Here is a 20,108-nt window from a genome sequence, read left to right on the forward strand (position 1 = left end):
GGGCCGGTCAGGCGTTTGCGGTTGGGGCTGGTCTCGGCGACCGACAGTGACCCGAGGACCCACGTACCCGCAGGTACCGCACGCCAACGGAGCAGCTTACCGACGCGCATCCCCGCAGGTCAAAACGACTACCACGACCAACTGCCGGCCGCCCGGCGATCGGCGCCGGCCACCTCGGCTGCGCCGTCGCGGACCGCTTGTCCCAATTCGATCAGGATCTCATTGAGCGCGGTGGCCGCCTGGTGCCATTTGAGCTGTTCGGCCTGGTAGGCAGCGGCCGCCTGCCGGGTCCAGAGGTGCTGCAGCGGCGTGATCTGGGATCTCAGCTCATCCAGCGCCGCGTTGAAGCGTGCGGCTGTGGTGTGAATCTCCTGCCGGACGGAGTGTTCGATGGCGTCGAAGTGATACGACAGCGTTGAATCCATGACGGTCTCCGATCAGAGGGTTCCGCCGGTGGCGGCGATTCGGTCGGCATGGCTCTGGCCGGCCTCACGCAGCGCGGCTTCGTTGTGGCGGATGGTTTCGGCGATGGCGTGCAGGACGTGATGAAGCCGCGCCGACTCGGCGTTCCAGCGATCCACCACGTCCTTGAACCGCGCCGCGGCGGTCCCGCCCCACACCGACGGCGGTACGGCGCCCATCTGCCCGATGAATGCGTGCAGCATGGCCCGGATCTCGTCGTTGCGGACGTCTGTGGTTGCTGCGACCGATCTCATCAGGTCGAAGTCGGTGTTGAGTGCGTCGGCACCCGCAGAAATGCTCATCTGGTCCTCCTGTCGTCTCCTTGTTCGACCCGCGTGGACGCGGTTTGGTTCCATCGACTTCCCGGGTCTCACCCCACCGCGTGCGCGGTCCGCACGGCCTGCTCGCAGGCGGACCGGACGGAGTCCCGCTCCGCGGGCCGGCTCTGGCATCCGATGCTGATCCGCAGCGATCCGTCCAGCAGCACCGTCCACCGCACATCGTGGGCCGCCCGCACTTCGCGATAGGTCACTGCGGGACGGCCGGCGCTGACCCCGGCCGGGTCGAAGTCGACGAAGACCCCGGCTGGTTCGGCGTCGATCGCGCGGCGCAACCGGTCGGCGGCGCCGGCCAGCGTCTCGCCGGACGTCGGCGTTTGCGTGACGTGCAACGCCGACTCGGGGTCAGACGGTGAGGTGATCTGGACCCGCGCCGAACCCGGCCCGGAGGTGACGCGCTGGGTGAGCCAGCCGGCGGGGATCGTCAACGCCACGTCACCCTCGACCAGAACCGTCGTGGGCGCCGCGCGGGCCACCGGGGGCGGATTCTCGGCGGTCACCGCGGGCAGCACCAGACCCGCCGCGGTGACCGTGACGCCCGCGACCGCCAGCCGCGCACGAGTTCGACCGCCGAATGTCACGACCGGTTCCCGGTCCGGAATCGATGCCGCCGCGCGGGCCGGATTCGTCGCACCGATGTCCTCGACCGTGGTGACGAGGTGCCCGGTCGCAATGGCGTCGGTGATCGCTCGGGCGAGCCGACGTGCTCCGGGTACCGCGGTCGGGGCGTCGATCACCACGTTGCCCGGTGTCATCGTGGCGATGACGCGGGCAACCTCCTCGACGACGCCCTGCTCGCCGGTGCGGCGCGGCACCGCAACGACACCGTCTCCCGAGACGGCCACCAGCCGTTCGGCGATCTCCACCACTATCGCCGAATTCTGTTGTGCCAGAATAGAAGCCCGCGTGCATACGGTGGCCTCGGCGCCCGCGGCCGCGGTGACCACGTCGACCCGGGCCGTCGACCACCACGACGGACACATCACGAGCACGCCGAGGTGCCCCGCGGTCAACGAGCACAGCACGTCGCGCCACAGCTCGTCAACGGCGACCGGCCGCCCGTCCACCAACGCCACCGGGTCGTCCACGGCCTCCAGCGCCGCTACGAAGCGCGCGTCGGTCTCGGCTGTCGCGCAACACAATCGGCTGACGTGCAACGGCCCGGCCACGACGACCGCGCGGTGCGCGGTCACGCGGGCGGGCTCCAGGCCACCTGCACCAGCTGCTCGACGCCGGGGCGCGTGATCAGTGTGCCGCGACCGGGTGGCAGCGGTGCGGGTGGCCTCGACCCAAGCAGGGCACCCTCTTCCGGGCGGCCACTCATCATCAGTCCCATGCAGCCCAGGTCTCCCAGACCGGCGAGCAGCGGCTCGAACAATGCCCGCGCGGCGCCCCCGCTCCGTCGCGCGGCAATCATGTGCAGTCCCAGATCTGTTGCATACGGCAGGTATTCGAGCAACGGGAGTAACGGGTTCGCGGTCGACGTGGTGACCAGGTCATAGTCGTCGACGACGAGGTAGATCTCGGGACCGGTCCACCATGATCTTGCCTGCAGCTCTGCCTGGCCGACCTCAGGACCCGGCATCCGCAGCCGCAGCAGATCGACCAGCTCCGACACCAGAACCTCCAGGGCCGCGGGCGCCATGGCGTACCCGCCCAGATGTTCCGACATGACGACGCCGAGCAGTGTGCGCCGGAAGTCGACCAGGAACAGCCGGGCCTGCACCGCGCTGTTTATGCGGACGACCTCGCGGCACAGGGTCCGCAGCGCGGCGGTCTTGCCGCAGCCGTTGTCCCCGAGTATCAACAGGTGCGACCGCTGCTGGAAATCAATTGCAGCCGGCTGCAATCGGTGTTCTTCGAGACCGAGCACGATCCGGGGCTCGTGTTCGAGGACGACGGCGTCGTAGTCGACCTGGGTGGGTAACAGCGGTATCGGCGGCGCTGCGGGGCCGCCGCGGTGCAATTCGAGTTCCTCCGGTCCCGGCAGGGCGACCATCATGTGCAGGCCGTCCACGCTGAGACCGCGACCGGGACGGTCGGTGGGGACCTGACGGGCCTGCCGGCGGTCAAGCTCGGAATCGGCGGGATCACCGAGCCGCAACTCGATGCGGGTGCCGAGCCGATCTTTAAGCGCCGGCCTGATCTCCGCCCAGCGACCGGCTGACACCAGCACGTGCACCCCGTACGAAAGTCCCTGAGCCGCAAGCGCGGTGATCGAATCCGCGACCGCGTCGAAGTCCTGGCGCAGGCCCGCCCACCCGTCGACCACGAGGAACACGTCCGGGAAGCAGTCGAGCGGACCACCGTCGCGGCGGCATACCTCGCGGGCGTGTACCGCCGATTCCATCTCGGCCGCCATACGCCAGACGAGCTCTGGCTGAGTCCGGTCGGCGACCGCGCCGACGTGCGGCATGCCGCGCAGGGCGGACAGTGCTCCGCCCCCGAAGTCGAGGCAATAGAACTGCACCTGTCCGGGACTGTGCGTGGCGGCCAATGCGGTGATGAGGGTGCACACCGCCGTCGACTTGCCCGACCGGGGCGCTCCGACAACGGCGACATTGCCGGCGGCACCCGACAGGTCGACCGTCAGCGGCACGCGACACTGCTCGTAGGGACGGTCGACGACGCCTATCGGAACGACCAGACGTGTCGGCCTTCGACCGGCCAGCAGCGTCCGCAGCCGGGGCGCCACATTCAGCGGAGGCAACCACACCTGGTGGGCGGGAGGCCCCTGGTGCTCCAGGCGGTCGAGGAGCGTGTGCAGGAGCGAGGGGCCGGGTTCCTGCTCCGAATGGCGCACTGCCTCATAGTTTTCGGCGGTGAAGCGGCGTACGCCGGGCGCTGCCGGGCCGGCGGCACCGTCCGACGGTGACGGTCCCGACACGCAAGCGGCCTGGAAGCGGACCAGCTCTCCGCTGGCGGCGCGCAGCAACCCCGCTCCCGGCGTGCTCGGCAGTTCGTAAGCGTCCGGGGTGCCCAGCACCGCACGTGACTCGCCGGCGGACAGGGTCTTCAGGCAGATCCGGTAGGACAGGTGGGCTTCCAAGCCACGCAGCCGCCCCTCGTCAAGCCGTTGACTGGCCAGCAGCAGGTGCATGCCGAGGGATCGTCCGACCCGACCGATCGCGACGAACGTGTCGGCGAAATCGGGATGCTGACTGAGCAGTTCGGAGAACTCGTCGACGATGATGAACAGTGTCGGCAGCGCAACCGATCCGGGCGCCCGAGCCTGGGCGTACGCCGCCGCGCTGGCGAAGTTACCGGCCTTACGCAGCAACTGTTGCCGTCGGTTGATCTCTCCCGCCAGGGCCTCACGCATCCGTGCGACCAGGGCTGCCTCGTCGGCGAGGTTGGTGATGACCGCCGCCACATGCGGCGCCCTGGCGAAGTCGAGAAATGTTGCGCCCCCTTTAAAGTCGATCAGCAGTAAATTCAGCACCTCGGGTGAGTTGCGGATCATCATGCCCATCGCGACGGTGCGCAGCAGCTCGGACTTGCCCGATCCGGTGGCTCCGACGCATAGCCCGTGCGGCCCGATCCCCTCCTCGGCCGCCTCCTTGATGTCCAGCAGCACGGGCTGGCCGTCCAGGGTGGCGCCGATCGGGACCCGCAAGCGTTCCCGGCGATTCTGGTTGTGCCACAACGCGATCGGGTCGGCACCGTTGCCGGGGAAAACGGCCGTGCCGGCGGGTCCTGGCGCACCTGAGGCGGACGCCGCAATCCGGCGCGCGCACACCACCGCATCGTCTCGGTCGAGGTAGTCGGGAGCCTCCAGCAGGTCCTGCCCGGCGGAATGCCGAATCGTCAACGATGACGCCGGAACGCCGGTCCGCAGCACGGTCGCACCGCTGATCTCAACGTCGTCGTTTCCGGCAGCGTCGACGATCACCACCACATGCGGGTGCACCATCCGCGCCGAACCGGCCGGGTCCGTTGCGCTCGGATGTTGATTGTGCGGCAGCCACTTCAACCAGTCCCACTCCGCTCGATCCGTCACGGCAGCGACGATCAGCAACTTCTCGGGCGGATGCGCTATCGCCAGCTGGCAGACGATTGCGCGGAGCAGTCCGCGCACCCGGTCTGCGTCGCCATCGATGGTCGTCCTGTCCAGTACGCGTAGCGGTATCGCGATCGGCGCATCCGGGAGCGTCGAATATGTTCGCACGAAGCGATTCAGGGCCGAGACGGTCAGAGGATCACACCGGCGCGCAGGTCGTCCCGGCGCGACCACCAGAGCGGGTTTCAGCGGAATACTTCCGACACCGACCCTGACCGAGCAGGACTCCGCTTCGGTGGACTGTCGCCTCCACATGCGGTCGCCGCCTGTCAACGTCCAGAGACTGTCCGGCTCTGGATGCAACGTCGTCAACGACGCATGCTGCGCGACAATGGCTTCGGTGACTTTCGGGCGCAATGCGCACAGGTAGTCCAGATACTCGTCCCGGTCACCGGCTATCGCCGCACCCCGGCGTCTGCCCCGCCCGGCCGTCAGGGCCAGCGACACCAGCATCATGGCGGGAACGGCCAACAATGCGGGGTTGCGCGCGGCGGGAGACCCGGTGCAGAGGACCACTCCGGCGACGGCCACGGACGCGACGGCCATCACGGCCGGCAGCACCAGCGTGCTCGAGGACGCCGATTGCGACAGTTCGGGCGGGGCGGCTACTTCGATGACCGCGGCCATAGTTCGACGACGTTAAGCGGCACCGAGATTCATGGCAATTCAGTTGTGGATAGCCGTAAGCAGCGCGCTGCCGAACCGTTTAGCGTGCCGAGGATGTCTACACCCGATCCGGAGTTGCGTCGCGTTTCCGTCCACGCCGGCAGCGCCTCCGTCGACCTGACATTGCCCGCCGCGGTGCCCGTTGCGGAGTTGATCCCGCCGATCGTCGATGTGTTGGGGGGCGTGACACCGGGGGCGCGCTACCACCTGGCGCGGCTCGGCTGCGCCCCGTTGCCGAACTCGACAACACTGCGGCAGAACGGTGTTCGTGACGGTACCGCGTTGGTGCTGAGCCGGCAGCCGCCCGCACCCCCGGCCGTGCGTTACGACGACGAGGCCCAAGCGGTGTCCGCGGCGCTGGTCCGCTCCCCGCGGTCCTGGCGGGGAATGACCGCCGGTCTGGCCGCCGCCTGCTTCGCCGGCGTAGGCGCGCTGGTGCTGGTTCGCTGGGCAGGTGGCGCCGCCCATGCCGACATCGCCGCAGCGGCAGCGGTCGTCGCCGCTGTAACTGCCCTGATGTCTGCGGTTATCGTCCTGCGCGTCCACCGTGACCCGATCGCCGGCCTCACCCTCAACCTCATTGCCACAACGTCTGCGGCACTGGCTGGTCTGCTCGCGGTGCCCGGTGCTCCCGGCGCCCCGCATCTGCTGCTCGCCGCGATGGCGGCCGGCGCCATGGCGGTCCTGGCGGCCCGCGTAACCGGTTGTGGCTCCGTCACATTGGTCGCGACGGCATGCTGTGCGCTGGTCGCGGCCGCGGCCGCGCTGGCCATCATCGTCACCGGAGCGCCGTCGCACGCCGTCGGGTCGGTGACCGCGCTCGCCTGCCTAGGACTTATCGAGGTCTCACCGCGGCTGTCGATCCGGTTGGCCGGCCTGGTGCCCGGCATCGAGCACGATGACCCCAGGCCCGAAAGTGAACTGACGGCCAGGGCCTTGCGTGCCGACAGTTGGCTGACCGGTCTGCGCGGCGGCTGCGCGGCGGCTGCGGCCGTTGCCGCCGCGACCGCCGCGCTGGCCGTACACCGGGCGATCGCGCTGGCCGCCCTCACCGCAGCCGTGTTGATGCTGCACGCACGGACCGACAGGGCACGGGCACCGATGTATGTCATCATCGGAATCGGCACGCTGACAACCACATTCGTGATTGCGGCCGTCGACCTGCCGCAGCAGGCGCCGTGGATCGCCGCGCTGTCCGCTGCGGCGGCTGTCGCAGCGATCTACCCGGGTTTCGTGGCTCCCGCCGTCACGCCGATGGCGCGCCGCGGTGTCAATGCCATGGGGTGCATTGCGCTCGCCGCCGTGGCTCCGCTGGCGTGCTGGACGTGTGGCGCGTTCGGCGCCGTCCGCGGCTTGAGTCTGGTTCGTGCGTGAGCGCCGTCCGGGTGGTGCGTCCCCTGCTCGTCGCGGTGCTGGTGTCCCAGTGTGCGGCACCGCCCGCGCAGGCGGTCACGCCGCCGACGGTCGACGAGAAGTGGCTGCCGGCGCCGGCATTGCCGGCACCCGTGCAACCCACCGTGCAACGAGAGACGTGCGCGGTGGCCACGATGGAACCCGGTGGCGCAGAGGCGCCGGCGCAGCTCGCGGGCATCGACCTGCCGCAGATCTGGCAACTCACCCGAGGTTCAGGTCAGCGAGTTGCCGTCATCGACACCGGAGTGCACCGGCACCCCCTACTGAAGAACCTGATAGCCGGCGGTGATTACGTGGCCACCGGAGACGGCACCCAGGACTGCGACGCCCACGGCACCCTGGTCGCCGGCATCATCGCCGCCGCAACGGATTCCGCATACACCGGGATAGCTCCCGACGTCACGCTGATCAGCATCCGCCAGTCCAGCTCCAAGTTCGCGCCTGCCGCCAAACGCTCCGACGGCGGTGTCGGCGACGTCGCGACGCTGGCCAGGGCCGTGCGCACGGCCGCCGATCTGGGGGCCACCGTGATCAACATTTCGTCCGTCGCCTGCGCCCCGGTGGCCCAGGCGCCCGACGACCGGGCGCTGGGCGCCGCACTCGCCTATGCGGTGGACGTCAAGAACGCGGTTGTGGTGGCGGCGGCCGGCAACAGCGGGTCGCACTGCCCACCCCAGCCGGCCGGCGTCACTCGCGACACCGTGGCGGTGGTGGTCAGCCCAGCCTGGTACGACGACTACGTGCTGACCGTCGGTTCGGTTGATTCCCAGGGCATTCCGTCATCGTTCACCGTGGCCGGTCCGTGGGTGGATGTCGCGGCCACGGGTGAGGGGGTCACCTCGCTCAACCCGGTCGGTGACGGACTGGTGAACCGGACCGACGGACAATCGGCCATCTCGGGCACCAGCTACGCGGCTCCGGTCGTCAGCGGACTGGCCGCCCTGATCCGGGCCCGCTTCCCGGCGTTGACCGCCCGTCAGGTGATGCAGCGCATCGAGGCCACTGCGCACCACCCGGCCGCCGGATGGGACCCGCTGGTCGGCAACGGCACCATCGACGCTCTCGCTGCGGTCAGCGCCGACATCCCGCCCAGTGCCGCACCCGGTGCCAAGCCGCTCGGCGTGCCGGCACCGGGTACCAGCACCCGCCCGGACAACCGGCGGCGCATGGTCGTCGGCGCCGCGATCTGCCTGACGCTCATGCTGGGGGCGCTGGCGACGAGTCGACGCTCAGGGTCCCGGCTGCAGGGTGTCCCGGGCGACTGACGCCTTCTCCCGGCTCAGTTCCGGTCCGCACGGCAACGCGGCCAGCACCGGCCACGGCGCCGGCGTTGGCGTCGCTGGCAGCCCGAGCAGGTGAGCCGCTTCGTCGTCGTGGATCGCGAACCGCACCCCGGTGTCGGTCACCAGATAGCGAGTGTCCACCCGGGTGCTGTTTCCGACCCGGCTCTGCGTGGCCACGTAGGCACTGTGGCCCGCGGCGAGGGAGAATGCATCCACCGCCGGTCCGGGTCCGTCGGCTTGCGCCAGCCTCACCGCCCCCGTGGCCGACGGGCGCGGGTCGGCCAGAAATCCGATGTCGGGCGGACCCGACGCGACGGGAGTCCACACCGCACACCACGTCGAACCCCCGGGGTCCGACGGCACCTGCTCGGGGATCCCGGAGACCGGCAATGTGTCCACGCTGGGGGCCGTGCGCAGCAGGCCGGGGTCCACGGTGGTGATCTCGGCCGAGACCTCGAACCGGAGCAGGTCCGCGATGACCTGGCTGATTCGCTGGACCCCGGCGTTGAGCACGACGTAATACTCGTCACCCGCGGCGCGTGTGATTCGTAGCACAGTGCCCACCCGAAACCCGGGCAGCCATGCCCCCGCGGGGCCGCCCGCGCCAGGTAGCCGGGGAGCCGCGATGGGCGGTGCCTCCGGAACGGCATTCAGCAAAGTCTGAGAGACGATGCGTGGAGCCCGGTCCGGCAACCTCAACGCTCGCACGACAGCACGATCGGCGAGGTCCACCAGCGCCCGCCGGCCGCGGTACAGCAGGTAGGCCGGCCCGCCGGTACGGGCGGCCACCAGCAGCGCTTGTCCGCCGCCGACGCGACCGGCCGGCGAATCCACCCCCAGTAAGACCGCCGTCCCTCCCGCACTGTCACACACCGTCCAGCGCGACTCCTGCGCAGGCAGCGCCGGAGCAATCAATCCCGGTGCTCCCGGAATACCAAGCAGTGGGCCGCGTTTGGTCCGCGCCAGCGCAGACTCCGCCACCGGTCGCGGATTGGCATCGGTCGCGGCGATCAACCGCGCAGACGCCAGGTTCAGCACCGGATGCCAGGTGTCCGCGACCTTCACATACAGCGCCCCGGAGGCCTGACCCATTACGATCCGAGCGTCGCCCAGACCGGGCTGAGGCCAGAGCCGGCTGAGGAGCAGGCAACCCGTCAAGGCGATGACGGTCAAGACACACCCCACCGCCAGCGAATTCCGCCACAACCTCCCGGGTGAGCACTGCAGCACGTCCAGCAAAGCAATCTCGATGCGCCGCAGCCGGTAACGGTACCCACTCACCTGCAGCCACGTCGCCACCTGCAGCGCCACACATCTCCCATATCGTCGTCCTGCCCGTCGGTTACGGTAGGCCGTCCACGGGCTGCGCCTGACCCGTTATCCACAACGCTGGAGGTTTTGCTCTGCCGCGCCGCGGGTAAAATTTCGGCGTGTATCAGCACTTCATGCGCCTTGCCGGTCGGGCCGGTGTAGGCCTCGCAGCCCTGTTCGCCGCTGTCCTGCCGGTCAGCCCGCTCGCCTCGGCGCCGTCCGCGTGGGCCGACGACTGCCCTGACGCCGAGGTGGTGTTCGCCCGGGGAACCAATGAGGCTCCGGGCCTGGGCCGGGTGGGCGACGCGTTCGTGGACTCGCTGCGTCAACAAACCAGTGGTCTCAACATCCGCACCTACGGCGTCAACTACGCGGCCAGCAAGTTGCAATTGCACGGCGGCGATGGAGCCAATGACGTGATCACTCACGTCAAAGCCACGGTGTCCTCCTGCCCGAACACCAAAATCGTGCTGGGCGGTTACTCGCAGGGTGCGTCCGTGATGGACATCGTGGCCGGCGTTCCGATCGGCGGCATCAGTTGGGGCAGTTCCCTGCCGCCCGAATACGTCGGCAACGTCGCGGCGGTGGTCACCTTCGGCGACATCGCCGACCGTGCCGGCGGATCACTGCCTACCAAGAGCACCCTGCTCGGCTCCAAAGCCGTCGACTACTGCAATCCGCAGGACCCGATCTGCCACGCCGGCGCCGGCAACGAGTGGAGCGGACATACCGAAGGCTACGTGCCCTTCTACACGACCCAGGGGGCCGCTTTCGCCGCGCCCAAGATCATGAACGGCACTCCGCACATGCCCGGCCAGCTGCCCCTCGTTCCTCAGATACCGGGCGTCGTGCCGCAGAACCCCGCCCTGGCACCGCAGGTGCCCGCCACTCCCATCACTCCGGTGCAGCAGCCCGTCGTTCAGGTGCAGTGACGCACCGTCGACAACGCCTAGCATTGGGGCCATGAGATGCGCCCCCCTGGGTCGGTTGACGGCCGCCGCACTCGCGGCGGCCGCTCTGTTGGTGGCCCCTCCGCTGGCACCGCCGGCGCAGGCAGCTTGCCCGGACGTCGAGGTGATCTTCGCCCGCGGAACCGGCGAGCCGCCCGGCCTCGGCCGGGTGGGTAACGCTCTGGTCGGGTCGCTGCGCCAGCAGACCGGCCGCAATATCGGCGCCTACGGTGTGAACTATCCCGCCAGCCGGGACTTCCTGGCCGCCACCGACGGAGCCAACGACGCCAGCGACCATGTGCAGCAGATGGCCAACTCCTGCCCCGACACCAGGATGGTGCTCGGTGGCTATTCCCAGGGCGCCGCGGTTATCGACATCGTCACCGCCGCACCGCTGGCCGGCCTCGGTTTCACCCAGCCACTGCCACCCGAAGCTGCCGACCATGTCTCCGCGGTCACCCTGTTCGGCAATCCGTCCGGCCGGGCCGGCGGCTTGTTGACCGCGCTGAGCCCGCAATTCGGCGGCAAAATACTCAACCTGTGCAACGAGGGCGACCCGATCTGCTCCGACGGCAACGTATGGAAGGCGCACCTGGGCTACGTCCCCGGCCTGACCAATGAGGCCGCAAACTTCGTCGCGGGCAGGATTTAGCGGGGCGAACGGATGTCGCGGGTGATCAGATTGCGCGCGGCCAGCTGGTCATCCGGCGGGTAGTCCACTCCGATCAGCGTCAGGCCTTGCGGTGGCGCTGCCGCGAAATCGCTGGATCGGCTTGTCGCGCTGAGCAGTTCACGACACCAACGCGGGTCTCGCCGATGCTCGCCGACGGCCAGCAGGGCACCGACCAATGAGCGCACCATGGACCAGCAGAATGCGTCGGCGCTCACGTGCGCGGTGACCAGATCCCCGTCGCGCGTCCAGTCCAGCCGTTGCAGCTCCCGAATCGTGGTGGCACCTGCACGGTGCCGGCAGAAAGCCGCAAAATCGTGCAGTCCCAACAGTTCTCGCGATGCGCAGATCATCGCGTCCAGGTCCAGCGCGCGTGGCCAGGCGGTGACGAACCGCGCCTGCTGCGGCAGCACGCCGTAGGGCGCTGTCGACAGTCGATACACGTAATGCCGCCGCAGCGCCGAGAACCGGGCGTCAAAACCAGCTGGCGCACGCGTGATCTCGATGACCCGGACGTCGGCCGGCAGAAACCGCCCCAACCGGCGTACCAGCGATCCGAACTCCGGATCGCCCGCGCGGTCTGATCGCGAATAGGCGTGCGGCAAGGCGTCAGCGGGAACATCGGCATGAGCCACCTGCGCGGTGGCGTGTACGCCGGCGTCGGTGCGGCCGGCCGCGCGTAGCCGCACCGGCGTGCGGAACACGGTCGTCAGCGCCGCATCGAGGACGCCGGCGACCGTGCGTTGCTCCGCTTGCGCCGCCCAGCCCGCGAATTCGGTTCCGTCGTAGGCGATATCAAGCCGCAGACGGACGTCCCCACTAATTCTCGGAGTTCTCCGACGTCTCGTCGGCCTCGACGGCCTCGGTCTCGACGGCCTCGGTCTCGACGGCCTCGGTCTCGGTGGCCTCGGTGGCCTCCTCGGCCGTCGGGCCCTCGGCCGCCTCCGGCTCGACCGCCGCCTGAGGCGCCGCCGCCGCCGCGACCGGCGCGGCCTTCTTCGAGGACTGCACCCGCCGCGCCCGGTCGGCCTCCGACGTCACCGTCTTCTCCCGAACCAGCTCGATCACGGCCATCGGAGCGTTGTCGCCCTTGCGGTTCTCGACCTTGATGATGCGGGTGTAACCGCCCTCACGGTCGGCGAAGAACGGTCCGATCTCCGCGAACAGGGTGTGCACGACGTCCTTGTCACGGATCTTCTTGAGCACCTCACGCCGGTTGTGCAGCGTGCCCTTCTTGGCGTGGGTGATCAGCTTCTCCGCGTAGGGCCGCAACGCCCGCGCCTTGGGCTCGGTGGTCTTGATCCGGCCGTGCTCGAACAGCGACGTGGCCAGGTTGGCCAGAATCGCCTTCTGGTGCGAGGACGACCCGCCGAGACGAGGACCCTTGGTGGGCTTGGGCATTGCGACTTCTCCTATGTGGGGCCGGCCCCCGTATCAGGTAGGGCCGGGACGGGGGTTCTTTAAAGCTGCTCGGTTTCGGCGTAGTCCTGGTCGTCGTAGGCACCCTCGGTGGACCAGGTACCGGTGGCGACGTCGTAGCCGGCGACCTCGGACGGGTCGAAGCTGGGCGGGCTGTCCTTGAGCGACAGACCGAGCTGGTGCAGCTTGACCTTCACCTCGTCGATGGACTTCTGCCCGAAGTTGCGGATGTCCAACAGGTCCGACTCGGTGCGGGAGACCAGTTCGCCGACGGTGTGCACGCCTTCCCGCTTGAGGCAGTTGTAGGACCGCACGGTCAGGTCCAGGTCGTCGATCGGCAGCGCGAACGAGGCGATGTGGTCCGCCTCGGCCGGCGACGGCCCGATCTCGATGCCCTCGGCCTCGACGTTGAGTTCGCGTGCCAGACCGAACAATTCGACCAGCGTCTTACCGGCCGAGGCCAGCGCGTCGCGCGGGGTGATCGAGCTCTTGGTCTCGACGTCCAGGATCAGCTTGTCGAAGTCGGTGCGCTGCTCGACACGGGTCGCGTCCACCTTGTAGGTGACCTTGAGAACCGGCGAGTAGATGGAATCGACTGGAATACGGCCGATTTCGGCGCCCGAGGCCCGGTTCTGCACCGCCGGCACGTAGCCGCGGCCGCGCTCGACGACGAGCTCGACCTCGAGCTTGCCCTTGTCGTTCAGGGTCGCGATGTGCATCGACGGGTTGTGCACGGTGACACCGGCCGGCGGCACGATGTCGCCCGCGGTGACCTCACCCGGGCCCTGCTTACGCAGGTACATGGTGACCGGCTCGTCCTCCTCGGAGGACACCACCAGGCTCTTGAGGTTCAGGATGATGTCGGTGACATCCTCCTTGACGCCGGGGACCGTGGTGAACTCGTGCAGGACGCCGTCGATGCGGATGCTGGTGACGGCCGCGCCGGGGATCGACGACAGCAGCGTACGCCGCAGCGAATTGCCAAGGGTGTAACCGAATCCCGGCTCCAGCGGTTCGATGACGAACTGGGACCGGCTGTCGGTGAGGATGTCCTCGGACAGGGTGGGCCGCTGAGAGATCAGCATTGTTTCTTCTTCTCCTTCTCGGCACCCGCTATTTGATGCCGTTAGGTATCCCGCGCCGGGCGGCGCAGAACATTCTTACTTCGAGTAGAACTCGACGATCAGCTGCTCGGTGAGCGGGACGTCGATCTGGGTGCGCTCAGGCAGCTGGTGGATCAGGATGCGCTGCCGCTCCCCCACCACCTGCAGCCAGCTCGGGATCGGGCGGTCGCCCGCGGTCTCCCGCGCAATCTGGAACGGCACCGTGTTCAGCGAACCGTCTCGGACGTCGATGATGTCGTACTGCGACACCCGGTAGCTGGGCACGTTGACGTGCACGCCGTTGACCGAGAAGTGACCGTGGCTGACGAGCTGGCGGGCCATCCGCCGGGTACGCGCCAGGCCGGCGCGGTACACGACGTTGTCCAGCCGGCTTTCCAGGATGCGCAGCAGTTCCTCACCGGTCTTGCCCGAGTGGCGAACGGCCTCCTCGTAGTAGCGGCGGAACTGCTTCTCCATCACGCCGTAGGTGAAGCGAGCCTTCTGCTTCTCCTGCAGCTGCTGGCGGTATTCGCTTTCCTTCACCCGGGCGCGGCCATGCTGGCCGGGCGGGTAGGGCCGCTTCTCGTAGGACTGGTCGCCACCGACGAGGTCGGTGCCCAGCCGGCGTGACTTGCGAGTGACGGGTCCGGTGTAACGAGCCATGGGTATGTCCTCCTAGACCTAGACGCGCCGACGCTTGGGCGGGCGGCAGCCGTTGTGCGGCTGGGGAGTGACGTCGGAGATCGCGCCGACCTCCAGGCCCGCGGCCTGCAGCGAACGGATCGCGGTCTCGCGGCCCGAGCCCGGGCCCTTGACGAACACATCGACCTTCTTGACACCGTGCTCCTGCGCCTTGCGCGCGGCGTTCTCGGCAGCCAGCTGAGCCGCGAACGGCGTCGACTTCCGGGATCCCTTGAACCCGACGTGACCCGACGAGGCCCAGGCGATCACGTTGCCCTGAGGGTCGGTGATCGTCACGATCGTGTTGTTGAACGTGCTCTTGATGTGAGCGGCGCCGTGCGGGATGTTCTTCTTTTCCCTGCGGCGGGTCTTCTGGCCCTTCTTGGGACCCGAAGCGGTTCCCTTCTTCGGTGGCATCGGTTACCTGGCCTTCTTCTTGCCTGCGATGGTGCGCTTGGGGCCTTTACGGGTCCGCGCATTGGTCTTGGTCCGCTGGCCGCGCACGGGCAGCCCGCGACGGTGTCGCAGGCCCTGGTAGCAGCCGATCTCGATCTTGCGACGAATGTCGGCTTGCACCTCACGGCGCAGGTCACCCTCGACCTTCAGGTTCGCTTCGATGTAGTCGCGCAGATGGGTCAGCTGGTCATCTGTCAGGTCCTTGGTCCGCAGGTCCTTGTCGATGCCGGTGGCCGCGAGAATCTCGATCGAACGGGTGCGGCCGATGCCGAAGATGTACGTCAGCGCGATCTCCATGCGCTTGTCGCGCGGCAGATCGACGCCTACTAGTCGAGCCATAGGTGGCGTTTCCTCTTTCTCAGCGGAGGTCTTTTCCCAGTCCGTTCCTCACCTGATGGTGAGGGCCCGGCCTCCGTCCGGGCGTGTCTGAGCGACGTATTCGCTCAGTGGTGCTGGGAGGTCAGCATTCAGTTGTCGACGTCGGCAATCAGCCTTGCCGCTGCTTGTGACGGGGATCTTGGCAGATCACCATGACCCGTCCATGCCGACGGATCACCCTGCACTTGTCACAGATCGGCTTGACGCTCGGGTTCACCTTCACGGCAGTCTCGGTCCTGTTCTTCTGGTGGTGTCAGTTGCTACTTGTACCGGTACACAATGCGGCCCCGGGAAAGGTCGTAGGGAGACAACTCCACCACCACCCGGTCCTCGGGCAGGATGCGGATGTAGTGCTGCCGCATCTTGCCGCTGATGTGGGCGAGCACCTTGTGGCCGTTTTCCAGCTCAATGCGAAACATGGCATTGGGCAGGGGTTCGACCACGCGACCCTCGACCTCGATGGCACCGTCCTTCTTGGCCATTACTTTTCGGAGATCCTCTACTTTTCGTCCGTACCTGGTTGGGCGCAGCATTCGTCCGAACTACAAAACGTGAGCCGATAATGGAAATTCCCGGAAGAAATTTCAGACAGGGCACGCCAAGAGTCGGCACGGACGCCGCACCGTTGGTCCACGATACCCGTAGCCCCGCGTTCGACGCAAAAACGCCCGGATCCCGCTGCGAACCGGAATACGCCACACCGCCCGCCAGGTTGGAGCGATCATGACCGCTTCTGCTAACAGCAAGCCCGATCTCGGCCGGTTCGGATCGTTCGGACGCGGCGTCACGCCCCAACAAGCAAAAGAAATCGAGGACCTCGGCTACGGGGCCGTGTGGGTGGGCGGCTCCCCGCCCGCTGAACTGGACTGGGTGGAACCGATCCTGGACGCGACCACGACGCTGCAGGTCGCCACGGGCATCGTCAACATCTGGACCGCACCGGCCAAGCCGGTCGCCGAATCGTTCCACCGGATCGATAAGGCCTATCCCGGCCGTTTCCTGCTCGGTATCGGCGTCGGCCATCGCGAGGTCATCACCGACTACAAGAAGCCGCTCGACGCCCTTACCGAGTACCTGGACCAACTCGACGACTACGGCGTGCCCGCCAGCCGCCGGGTGGTGGCCGCGCTGGGCCCGCGGGTTCTCAAGCTGTCGGCGGAGCGCGGTGCCGGCGCGCACCCGTATCTGACGACGCCCGAGCACACCGCCCAGGCGCGTGAACTCATCGGGCCATCGGCGTTCCTGGCACCTGAGCACAAGGTGGTACTCACTACCGACGCAGAGCAGGCTCGCGCCGTGGGCCGAAAAGCCCTCGGCATGTACCTGAACCTGACCAACTACCTCAACAGCTGGAAGCGACTGGGCTTCACCGAAGACGATCTGGCGAAGCCCGGCAGCGACCGGCTGGTCGACTCCGTGGTCGCCTACGGCACCACCGACGCGATCGCGGCACGGCTGCGCGAGCACCTCGATGCCGGCGCCGATCACGTGCCGGTGCAGGTTCTGACCCGCAGCGAGAACCTGGTCCCCGCGCTTGCCGAATTGGCCGGGGCACTCGGGCTGTAAACGGGTATAGGGACCGGCGATGACTGAATCCGTTTCACTCAAACCCGACTTGGGAAAATTCGGCGTATGGCTGGGCAGCCGGGGCATCGCCCCCGAACTGGCCGGCGAGATCGAGTCGCTGGGGTACGGCGCCACCTGGATCGGCATGTCACCGGATGCCGAACTGGCCTGGGTCGAGCCGGCGCTCGAGCAGACCACCACACTGCAGCTGGCCACCGGCATCGTGAACATCTGGGCCGCGCCGGCCGCGGCAGTCGCCAAGTCCTACCACCGCATCGAAGATGCGCATCCGGGCAGGTTCCTGCTGGGCGTCGGCGTCGGTCACCCCGAGCACACCGACGAGTACCAGAAGCCGTACGACGCTCTCGTGTCCTATCTCGACGAACTGGACAGAGGCTTTCAGGGCGCCCCAGTGCCGAACAGCCGCCGGGTACTCGCCGCACTCGGGCCCCGGGTGCTGCGGCTGGCGGCCGAACGCAGCGCGGGTGCCCACCCGTACCTGACCACACCCGAGCACACCGGCACCGCCCGCCACCTGCTGGGCAACACGGTGTTCCTGGCACCCGAACACAAGGTCGTGCTCACCACAGACGCCGACGAAGCGCGTGCCGTCGGGCGCGAGGTCATCGACTTCTACCTGGGCCTGAGCAACTACGTGAACAACTGGCTGCGGCTGGGATTCACCGACGAGGACGTGCGCAAGCCGGGCAGTGACCGGTTGATCGACGCCTTGGTCGCTTACGGCACCCCGGACGTGATCGCGCGCCGCCTCAACGAGCACCTGGACGCCGGTGCCGACCACGTCGCCATCCAGGTGCTGGGTTCTTCGGGACCGGAGAAGCTGCTACCCGCGCTCACCGAACTGGCAGGAGCGCTCGGGCTCTCCGGTTAAGGTTTGTAGCCATGCGGCTGCTAGTCACCGGGGGGGCGGGCTTTATCGGGGCGAATTTCGTGCACAGTACGGTGCGCGAACACCCCGAAGATTCCGTGACGGTCCTGGACGCGTTGACCTACGCCGGACGCCGGGAGTCACTGGCCGGCGTCGCGGACTCGATCCGGTTGGTCGAGGGCGACATCTGCGACGCCGGACTGGTGTCGGCGCTGGTGGCCGAGTGCGACGCGGTCGTCCATTTCGCGGCCGAATCTCACGTCGACAACGCGCTGGACAACCCCGAGCCGTTCCTGCACACCAACGTGGTGGGCACCTTCACCATTCTGGAAGCGGTTCGGCGCAACGGGGTGCGACTGCACCATATCTCGACCGACGAGGTGTACGGCGACCTGGAACTCGACGACCCGCAGCGGTTCACCGAATCCACGCCTTACAACCCGTCAAGTCCCTACTCGGCGACCAAGGCCGGCAGCGACATGCTCGTCCGGGCCTGGGTGCGGTCCTACGGTGTGCGCGCGACGCTGTCGAACTGCTCGAACAACTACGGCCCGTTCCAGCACATCGAGAAGTTCATTCCACGCCAGATCACCAACGTGCTCACGGGGCGGCGGTGCAAGCTCTACGGCAGCGGACACAACGTACGCGACTGGATCCACGTCGAGGACCACAACAGCGCGGTGCGGCGAATTTTGGAAAAGGGTGAGTCCGGCCGCACCTACTTGATCAGCTCGGAGGGCGAGCGGGACAACCTGACCGTGCTGCGCACGCTGCTGCAGTTGATGGGCCGCGATCCCGACGACTTCGATCACGTCACCGACCGCGTCGGCCACGATCTTCGCTATGCCATCGACCCGACCCTGCTCTACAACGAATTGGGTTGGGCGCCAAAGCACACCAACTTCGAAGAAGGGCTGCAAGCCACCATCGACTGGTACCGCGACAACGAATCATGGTGGCGGCCAATCAAAGATGCCGCAGAGGCACGCTACGAGAAGCGCGGTCAGTGACATGAAAGTTCGTGAACTCGACATCCCGGGCGCCTGGGAGATCACCCCGACCATCCACGGCGACTCCCGCGGCGTGTTCTTCGAATGGCTCACCGACAAAGGTTTCAGCGCGTTCGCCGGACACCGGTTGGATGTCCGCCAGGCCAATTGTTCGACGTCCTCGGCCGGTGTGTTGCGTGGCTTGCATTTCGCACAGCTGCCGCCGAGCCAGGCCAAGTACGTGACTTGCGTGCGGGGTGCGGTGTTCGACGTGGTTGTCGACATCCGGGAGGGCTCACCGACGTTCGGCAAGTGGGACTCGGTGCTGCTCGACGACCAGGACCGCAGAAGCGTCTACATCTCCGAGGGCTTGGCCCACGGTTTCCTTGCACTGCAGGACAATTCGACCGTGATGTACCTGTGCTCGGCGGAGTACAACCCGGAACGCGAGCACACCATCTGCGCCACGGACCCAACCATCGGGGTGGACTGGCCACTGGTCGACGGCGCCGCGCCGAGCCTGTCCGATCGCGACGCCGCGGCGCCCAGCTTCGCCGACGTTCGGGCCTCCGGCCTGCTTCCCACCTGGCAACAGGCTCAAGATTTTGTCGCCGACCTGCGCGCTCACTGACATACTGCTTCTCAACATCTGCTGTGTGTGCCGATCAGTCGAAGGAGACACTGGTGAAGCGTGAGCTGTTGGTCGCCCTGAGTGCGACGACCCTCGTGGTGGGCATGGCCGGATGTTCGAAGGACGAGAAATCGCCGGGCACCTCTTCCAGCTCACCGGCTTCGTCGAGTGCGGCCGCGCCGGCCAACCCGGCCACCAGCTCCGCCCCGCCCGCCGCACCTGCCGCCGCCGGAGAGACGAAGGTCATCATCGGCGGCCAGCCGCAGCCGGTCAGCGGAGCGGTCGTGTGCGAGACCAACCAGGGCAAGTTCTCCATCGCCATCGGTGACATGATGACCGGCGTGATCGTCGGCCTGGAGCAGGACGCCTCCACGGTCCGCAGCGCCGGCCTGGGCACCGTCGACGGCGTGGTCCTCAGCTTCACCGAAGGCGCTCCCGGCAACAGCGCCAAGGCGACGAAGAACGGTAACGCCTACCAGATCACCGGCACCGCAACGGGTGTCGACAATGCGGGGCAGCAGGTCAGCAAGACCTTCGAGGTCGATGCCACCTGCCCCTAGGCGGCATGGAAGTCGATGATGGTGATGCCCAGGGCGTCTTCCATCTCGCTGATATGGGTGATGGCGTAGATCGGTGGTGCGACGGATCGGTAGCGGGCGTCGGTGGGGGTGATGTATTCGGTGGTGTGCACACCGTTTTCGTCGTGCGCGGTGACGCGCCAGCCGGGTGATTCTTTGACGTAGTTGCAGCGTTCGCACAGGCCTTCGCCGTTGGTGGCGGTGGTGGGTCCGCCGTGTTGGGCGGGGGTGATGTGGTCGCGGTGGCGGATGGGGGCGTCGCAGT

General features: G+C 67.8%; 23 protein-coding genes. 9 read left to right on the forward strand and 14 right to left on the reverse strand.

Annotated elements, in window-relative coordinates; all coding sequences use genetic code 11:
* Positions 1-128 precede the first annotated feature (128 nt).
* From AO501_RS22650 to eccCb, 4 genes are all read right to left on the reverse strand, one after another.
* Entirely contained in the window at positions 129-425 is a 297-nt protein-coding gene (locus AO501_RS22650; protein WP_055579856.1) for a WXG100 family type VII secretion target, read from the reverse strand.
* Positions 426-437: 12 nt separating this feature from the next.
* Positions 438-764, reverse strand: coding sequence for a WXG100 family type VII secretion target (locus tag AO501_RS22655; protein WP_055579857.1), 327 nt, complete (start codon positions 762-764; stop codon positions 438-440).
* Between the two features lie 68 nt (positions 765-832).
* Complete coding sequence (locus AO501_RS22660) at positions 833-1,993, reverse strand: type VII secretion-associated protein (RefSeq protein ID WP_055579858.1); 1,161 nt, start codon at positions 1,991-1,993, stop codon at positions 833-835.
* Positions 1,990-5,487: a type VII secretion protein EccCb gene (gene eccCb, locus AO501_RS22665; protein ID WP_055579859.1), complete on the reverse strand. Its 3,498-nt coding sequence runs from the start codon at positions 5,485-5,487 to the stop codon at positions 1,990-1,992. The genes AO501_RS22660 and eccCb overlap by 4 nt, the downstream gene beginning before the upstream one ends.
* A gap of 93 nt (positions 5,488-5,580) precedes the next feature.
* On the opposite strand from eccCb, the gene eccD reads away from it, so the two are divergent.
* Both eccD and mycP read left to right on the forward strand, forming a co-directional pair.
* Entirely contained in the window at positions 5,581-6,900 is a 1,320-nt protein-coding gene (eccD, locus tag AO501_RS22670; protein WP_055579860.1) for a type VII secretion integral membrane protein EccD, read from the forward strand.
* The gene (gene mycP / locus AO501_RS22675) at positions 6,897-8,204 is read left to right on the forward strand and encodes a type VII secretion-associated serine protease mycosin (RefSeq protein WP_055579861.1); all 1,308 of its coding nucleotides are present in this window, start codon (positions 6,897-6,899) and stop codon (positions 8,202-8,204) included. Before eccD ends, mycP begins: the two co-directional genes overlap by 4 nt.
* Here the strand turns inward: mycP and eccB are convergent.
* On the reverse strand, positions 8,169-9,533 hold the full coding sequence (eccB, locus tag AO501_RS22680; protein ID WP_055579862.1) for a type VII secretion protein EccB: 1,365 nt from the start codon (positions 9,531-9,533) through the stop codon (positions 8,169-8,171). The two genes, mycP and eccB, sit on opposite strands and share 36 nt — an antisense overlap.
* A 134-nt stretch (positions 9,534-9,667) precedes the next feature.
* On the opposite strand from eccB, the gene AO501_RS22685 reads away from it, so the two are divergent.
* A complete protein-coding gene (locus tag AO501_RS22685; RefSeq protein WP_082658788.1) occupies positions 9,668-10,465 on the forward strand; it encodes a cutinase family protein in 798 nt (265 codons plus the stop codon).
* A 31-nt stretch (positions 10,466-10,496) separates the two neighbouring features.
* The gene (locus tag AO501_RS22690; RefSeq protein WP_055579863.1) at positions 10,497-11,135 is read left to right on the forward strand and encodes a cutinase family protein; all 639 of its coding nucleotides are present in this window, start codon (positions 10,497-10,499) and stop codon (positions 11,133-11,135) included.
* Here the strand turns inward: AO501_RS22690 and truA are convergent.
* The 8 genes from truA to infA all read right to left on the reverse strand — a co-directional run bounded on the left by truA (position 11,132) and on the right by infA (position 15,672).
* Entirely contained in the window at positions 11,132-11,977 is an 846-nt protein-coding gene (truA, locus tag AO501_RS22695; RefSeq protein WP_082658784.1) for a tRNA pseudouridine(38-40) synthase TruA, read from the reverse strand. The genes AO501_RS22690 and truA overlap by 4 nt on opposite strands.
* Positions 11,973-12,554 (reverse strand): 50S ribosomal protein L17, encoded by a 582-nt coding sequence (gene rplQ / locus AO501_RS22700; RefSeq protein ID WP_055579865.1) that lies wholly within the window; start codon positions 12,552-12,554, stop codon positions 11,973-11,975. The genes truA and rplQ overlap by 5 nt, the downstream gene beginning before the upstream one ends.
* 59 nt (positions 12,555-12,613) lie before the next feature.
* Entirely contained in the window at positions 12,614-13,657 is a 1,044-nt protein-coding gene (locus tag AO501_RS22705) for a DNA-directed RNA polymerase subunit alpha (RefSeq protein WP_055579866.1), read from the reverse strand.
* 75 nt (positions 13,658-13,732) lie between these two features.
* Entirely contained in the window at positions 13,733-14,338 is a 606-nt protein-coding gene (gene rpsD, locus AO501_RS22710; RefSeq protein WP_055579867.1) for a 30S ribosomal protein S4, read from the reverse strand.
* A gap of 18 nt (positions 14,339-14,356) precedes the next feature.
* Complete coding sequence (rpsK, locus tag AO501_RS22715) at positions 14,357-14,773, reverse strand: 30S ribosomal protein S11 (protein WP_055579868.1); 417 nt, start codon at positions 14,771-14,773, stop codon at positions 14,357-14,359.
* Between the two features lie 3 nt (positions 14,774-14,776).
* Positions 14,777-15,151 (reverse strand): 30S ribosomal protein S13, encoded by a 375-nt coding sequence (gene rpsM / locus AO501_RS22720; protein ID WP_055579869.1) that lies wholly within the window; start codon positions 15,149-15,151, stop codon positions 14,777-14,779.
* A gap of 148 nt (positions 15,152-15,299) precedes the next feature.
* Positions 15,300-15,413, reverse strand: a complete 114-nt coding sequence (rpmJ, locus tag AO501_RS36215) for a 50S ribosomal protein L36 (RefSeq protein ID WP_003886927.1) — start codon at positions 15,411-15,413, stop codon at positions 15,300-15,302.
* A 37-nt stretch (positions 15,414-15,450) separates the two neighbouring features.
* On the reverse strand, positions 15,451-15,672 hold the full coding sequence (gene infA, locus AO501_RS22725; protein ID WP_003418601.1) for a translation initiation factor IF-1: 222 nt from the start codon (positions 15,670-15,672) through the stop codon (positions 15,451-15,453).
* Positions 15,673-15,913: 241 nt separating this feature from the next.
* Here infA and AO501_RS22730 point away from each other — a divergent pair, with 241 nt between their 5' ends.
* The 5 genes from AO501_RS22730 to AO501_RS22750 are packed head-to-tail and all read left to right on the forward strand — an operon-like array spanning position 15,914 to position 19,825.
* Positions 15,914-16,756, forward strand: a complete 843-nt coding sequence (locus tag AO501_RS22730) for an LLM class F420-dependent oxidoreductase (protein ID WP_055579870.1) — start codon at positions 15,914-15,916, stop codon at positions 16,754-16,756.
* 19 nt (positions 16,757-16,775) lie between these two features.
* Positions 16,776-17,648, forward strand: a complete 873-nt coding sequence (locus AO501_RS22735; protein ID WP_055579871.1) for an LLM class F420-dependent oxidoreductase — start codon at positions 16,776-16,778, stop codon at positions 17,646-17,648.
* Positions 17,649-17,659: 11 nt separating this feature from the next.
* The gene (rfbB, locus tag AO501_RS22740) at positions 17,660-18,655 is read left to right on the forward strand and encodes a dTDP-glucose 4,6-dehydratase (RefSeq protein WP_055579872.1); all 996 of its coding nucleotides are present in this window, start codon (positions 17,660-17,662) and stop codon (positions 18,653-18,655) included.
* A 1-nt stretch (position 18,656) separates the two neighbouring features.
* Complete coding sequence (gene rfbC / locus AO501_RS22745; RefSeq protein WP_055579873.1) at positions 18,657-19,265, forward strand: dTDP-4-dehydrorhamnose 3,5-epimerase; 609 nt, start codon at positions 18,657-18,659, stop codon at positions 19,263-19,265.
* 53 nt (positions 19,266-19,318) lie between these two features.
* A complete protein-coding gene (locus AO501_RS22750) occupies positions 19,319-19,825 on the forward strand; it encodes a lipoprotein LpqH (protein ID WP_055579879.1) in 507 nt (168 codons plus the stop codon).
* On the opposite strand, the gene AO501_RS22755 is transcribed toward AO501_RS22750, so the two are convergent.
* Positions 19,822-20,108, reverse strand: a 287-nt coding sequence (locus AO501_RS22755; RefSeq protein WP_197419926.1) for an HNH endonuclease, incomplete at its 5' end; no start/stop codon positions are given. The genes AO501_RS22750 and AO501_RS22755 overlap by 4 nt on opposite strands.

Origin of the sequence: Mycobacterium gordonae, from assembly GCF_001417955.2 — a bacterium.
GTDB lineage: Bacteria > Actinomycetota > Actinomycetes > Mycobacteriales > Mycobacteriaceae > Mycobacterium > Mycobacterium gordonae_B.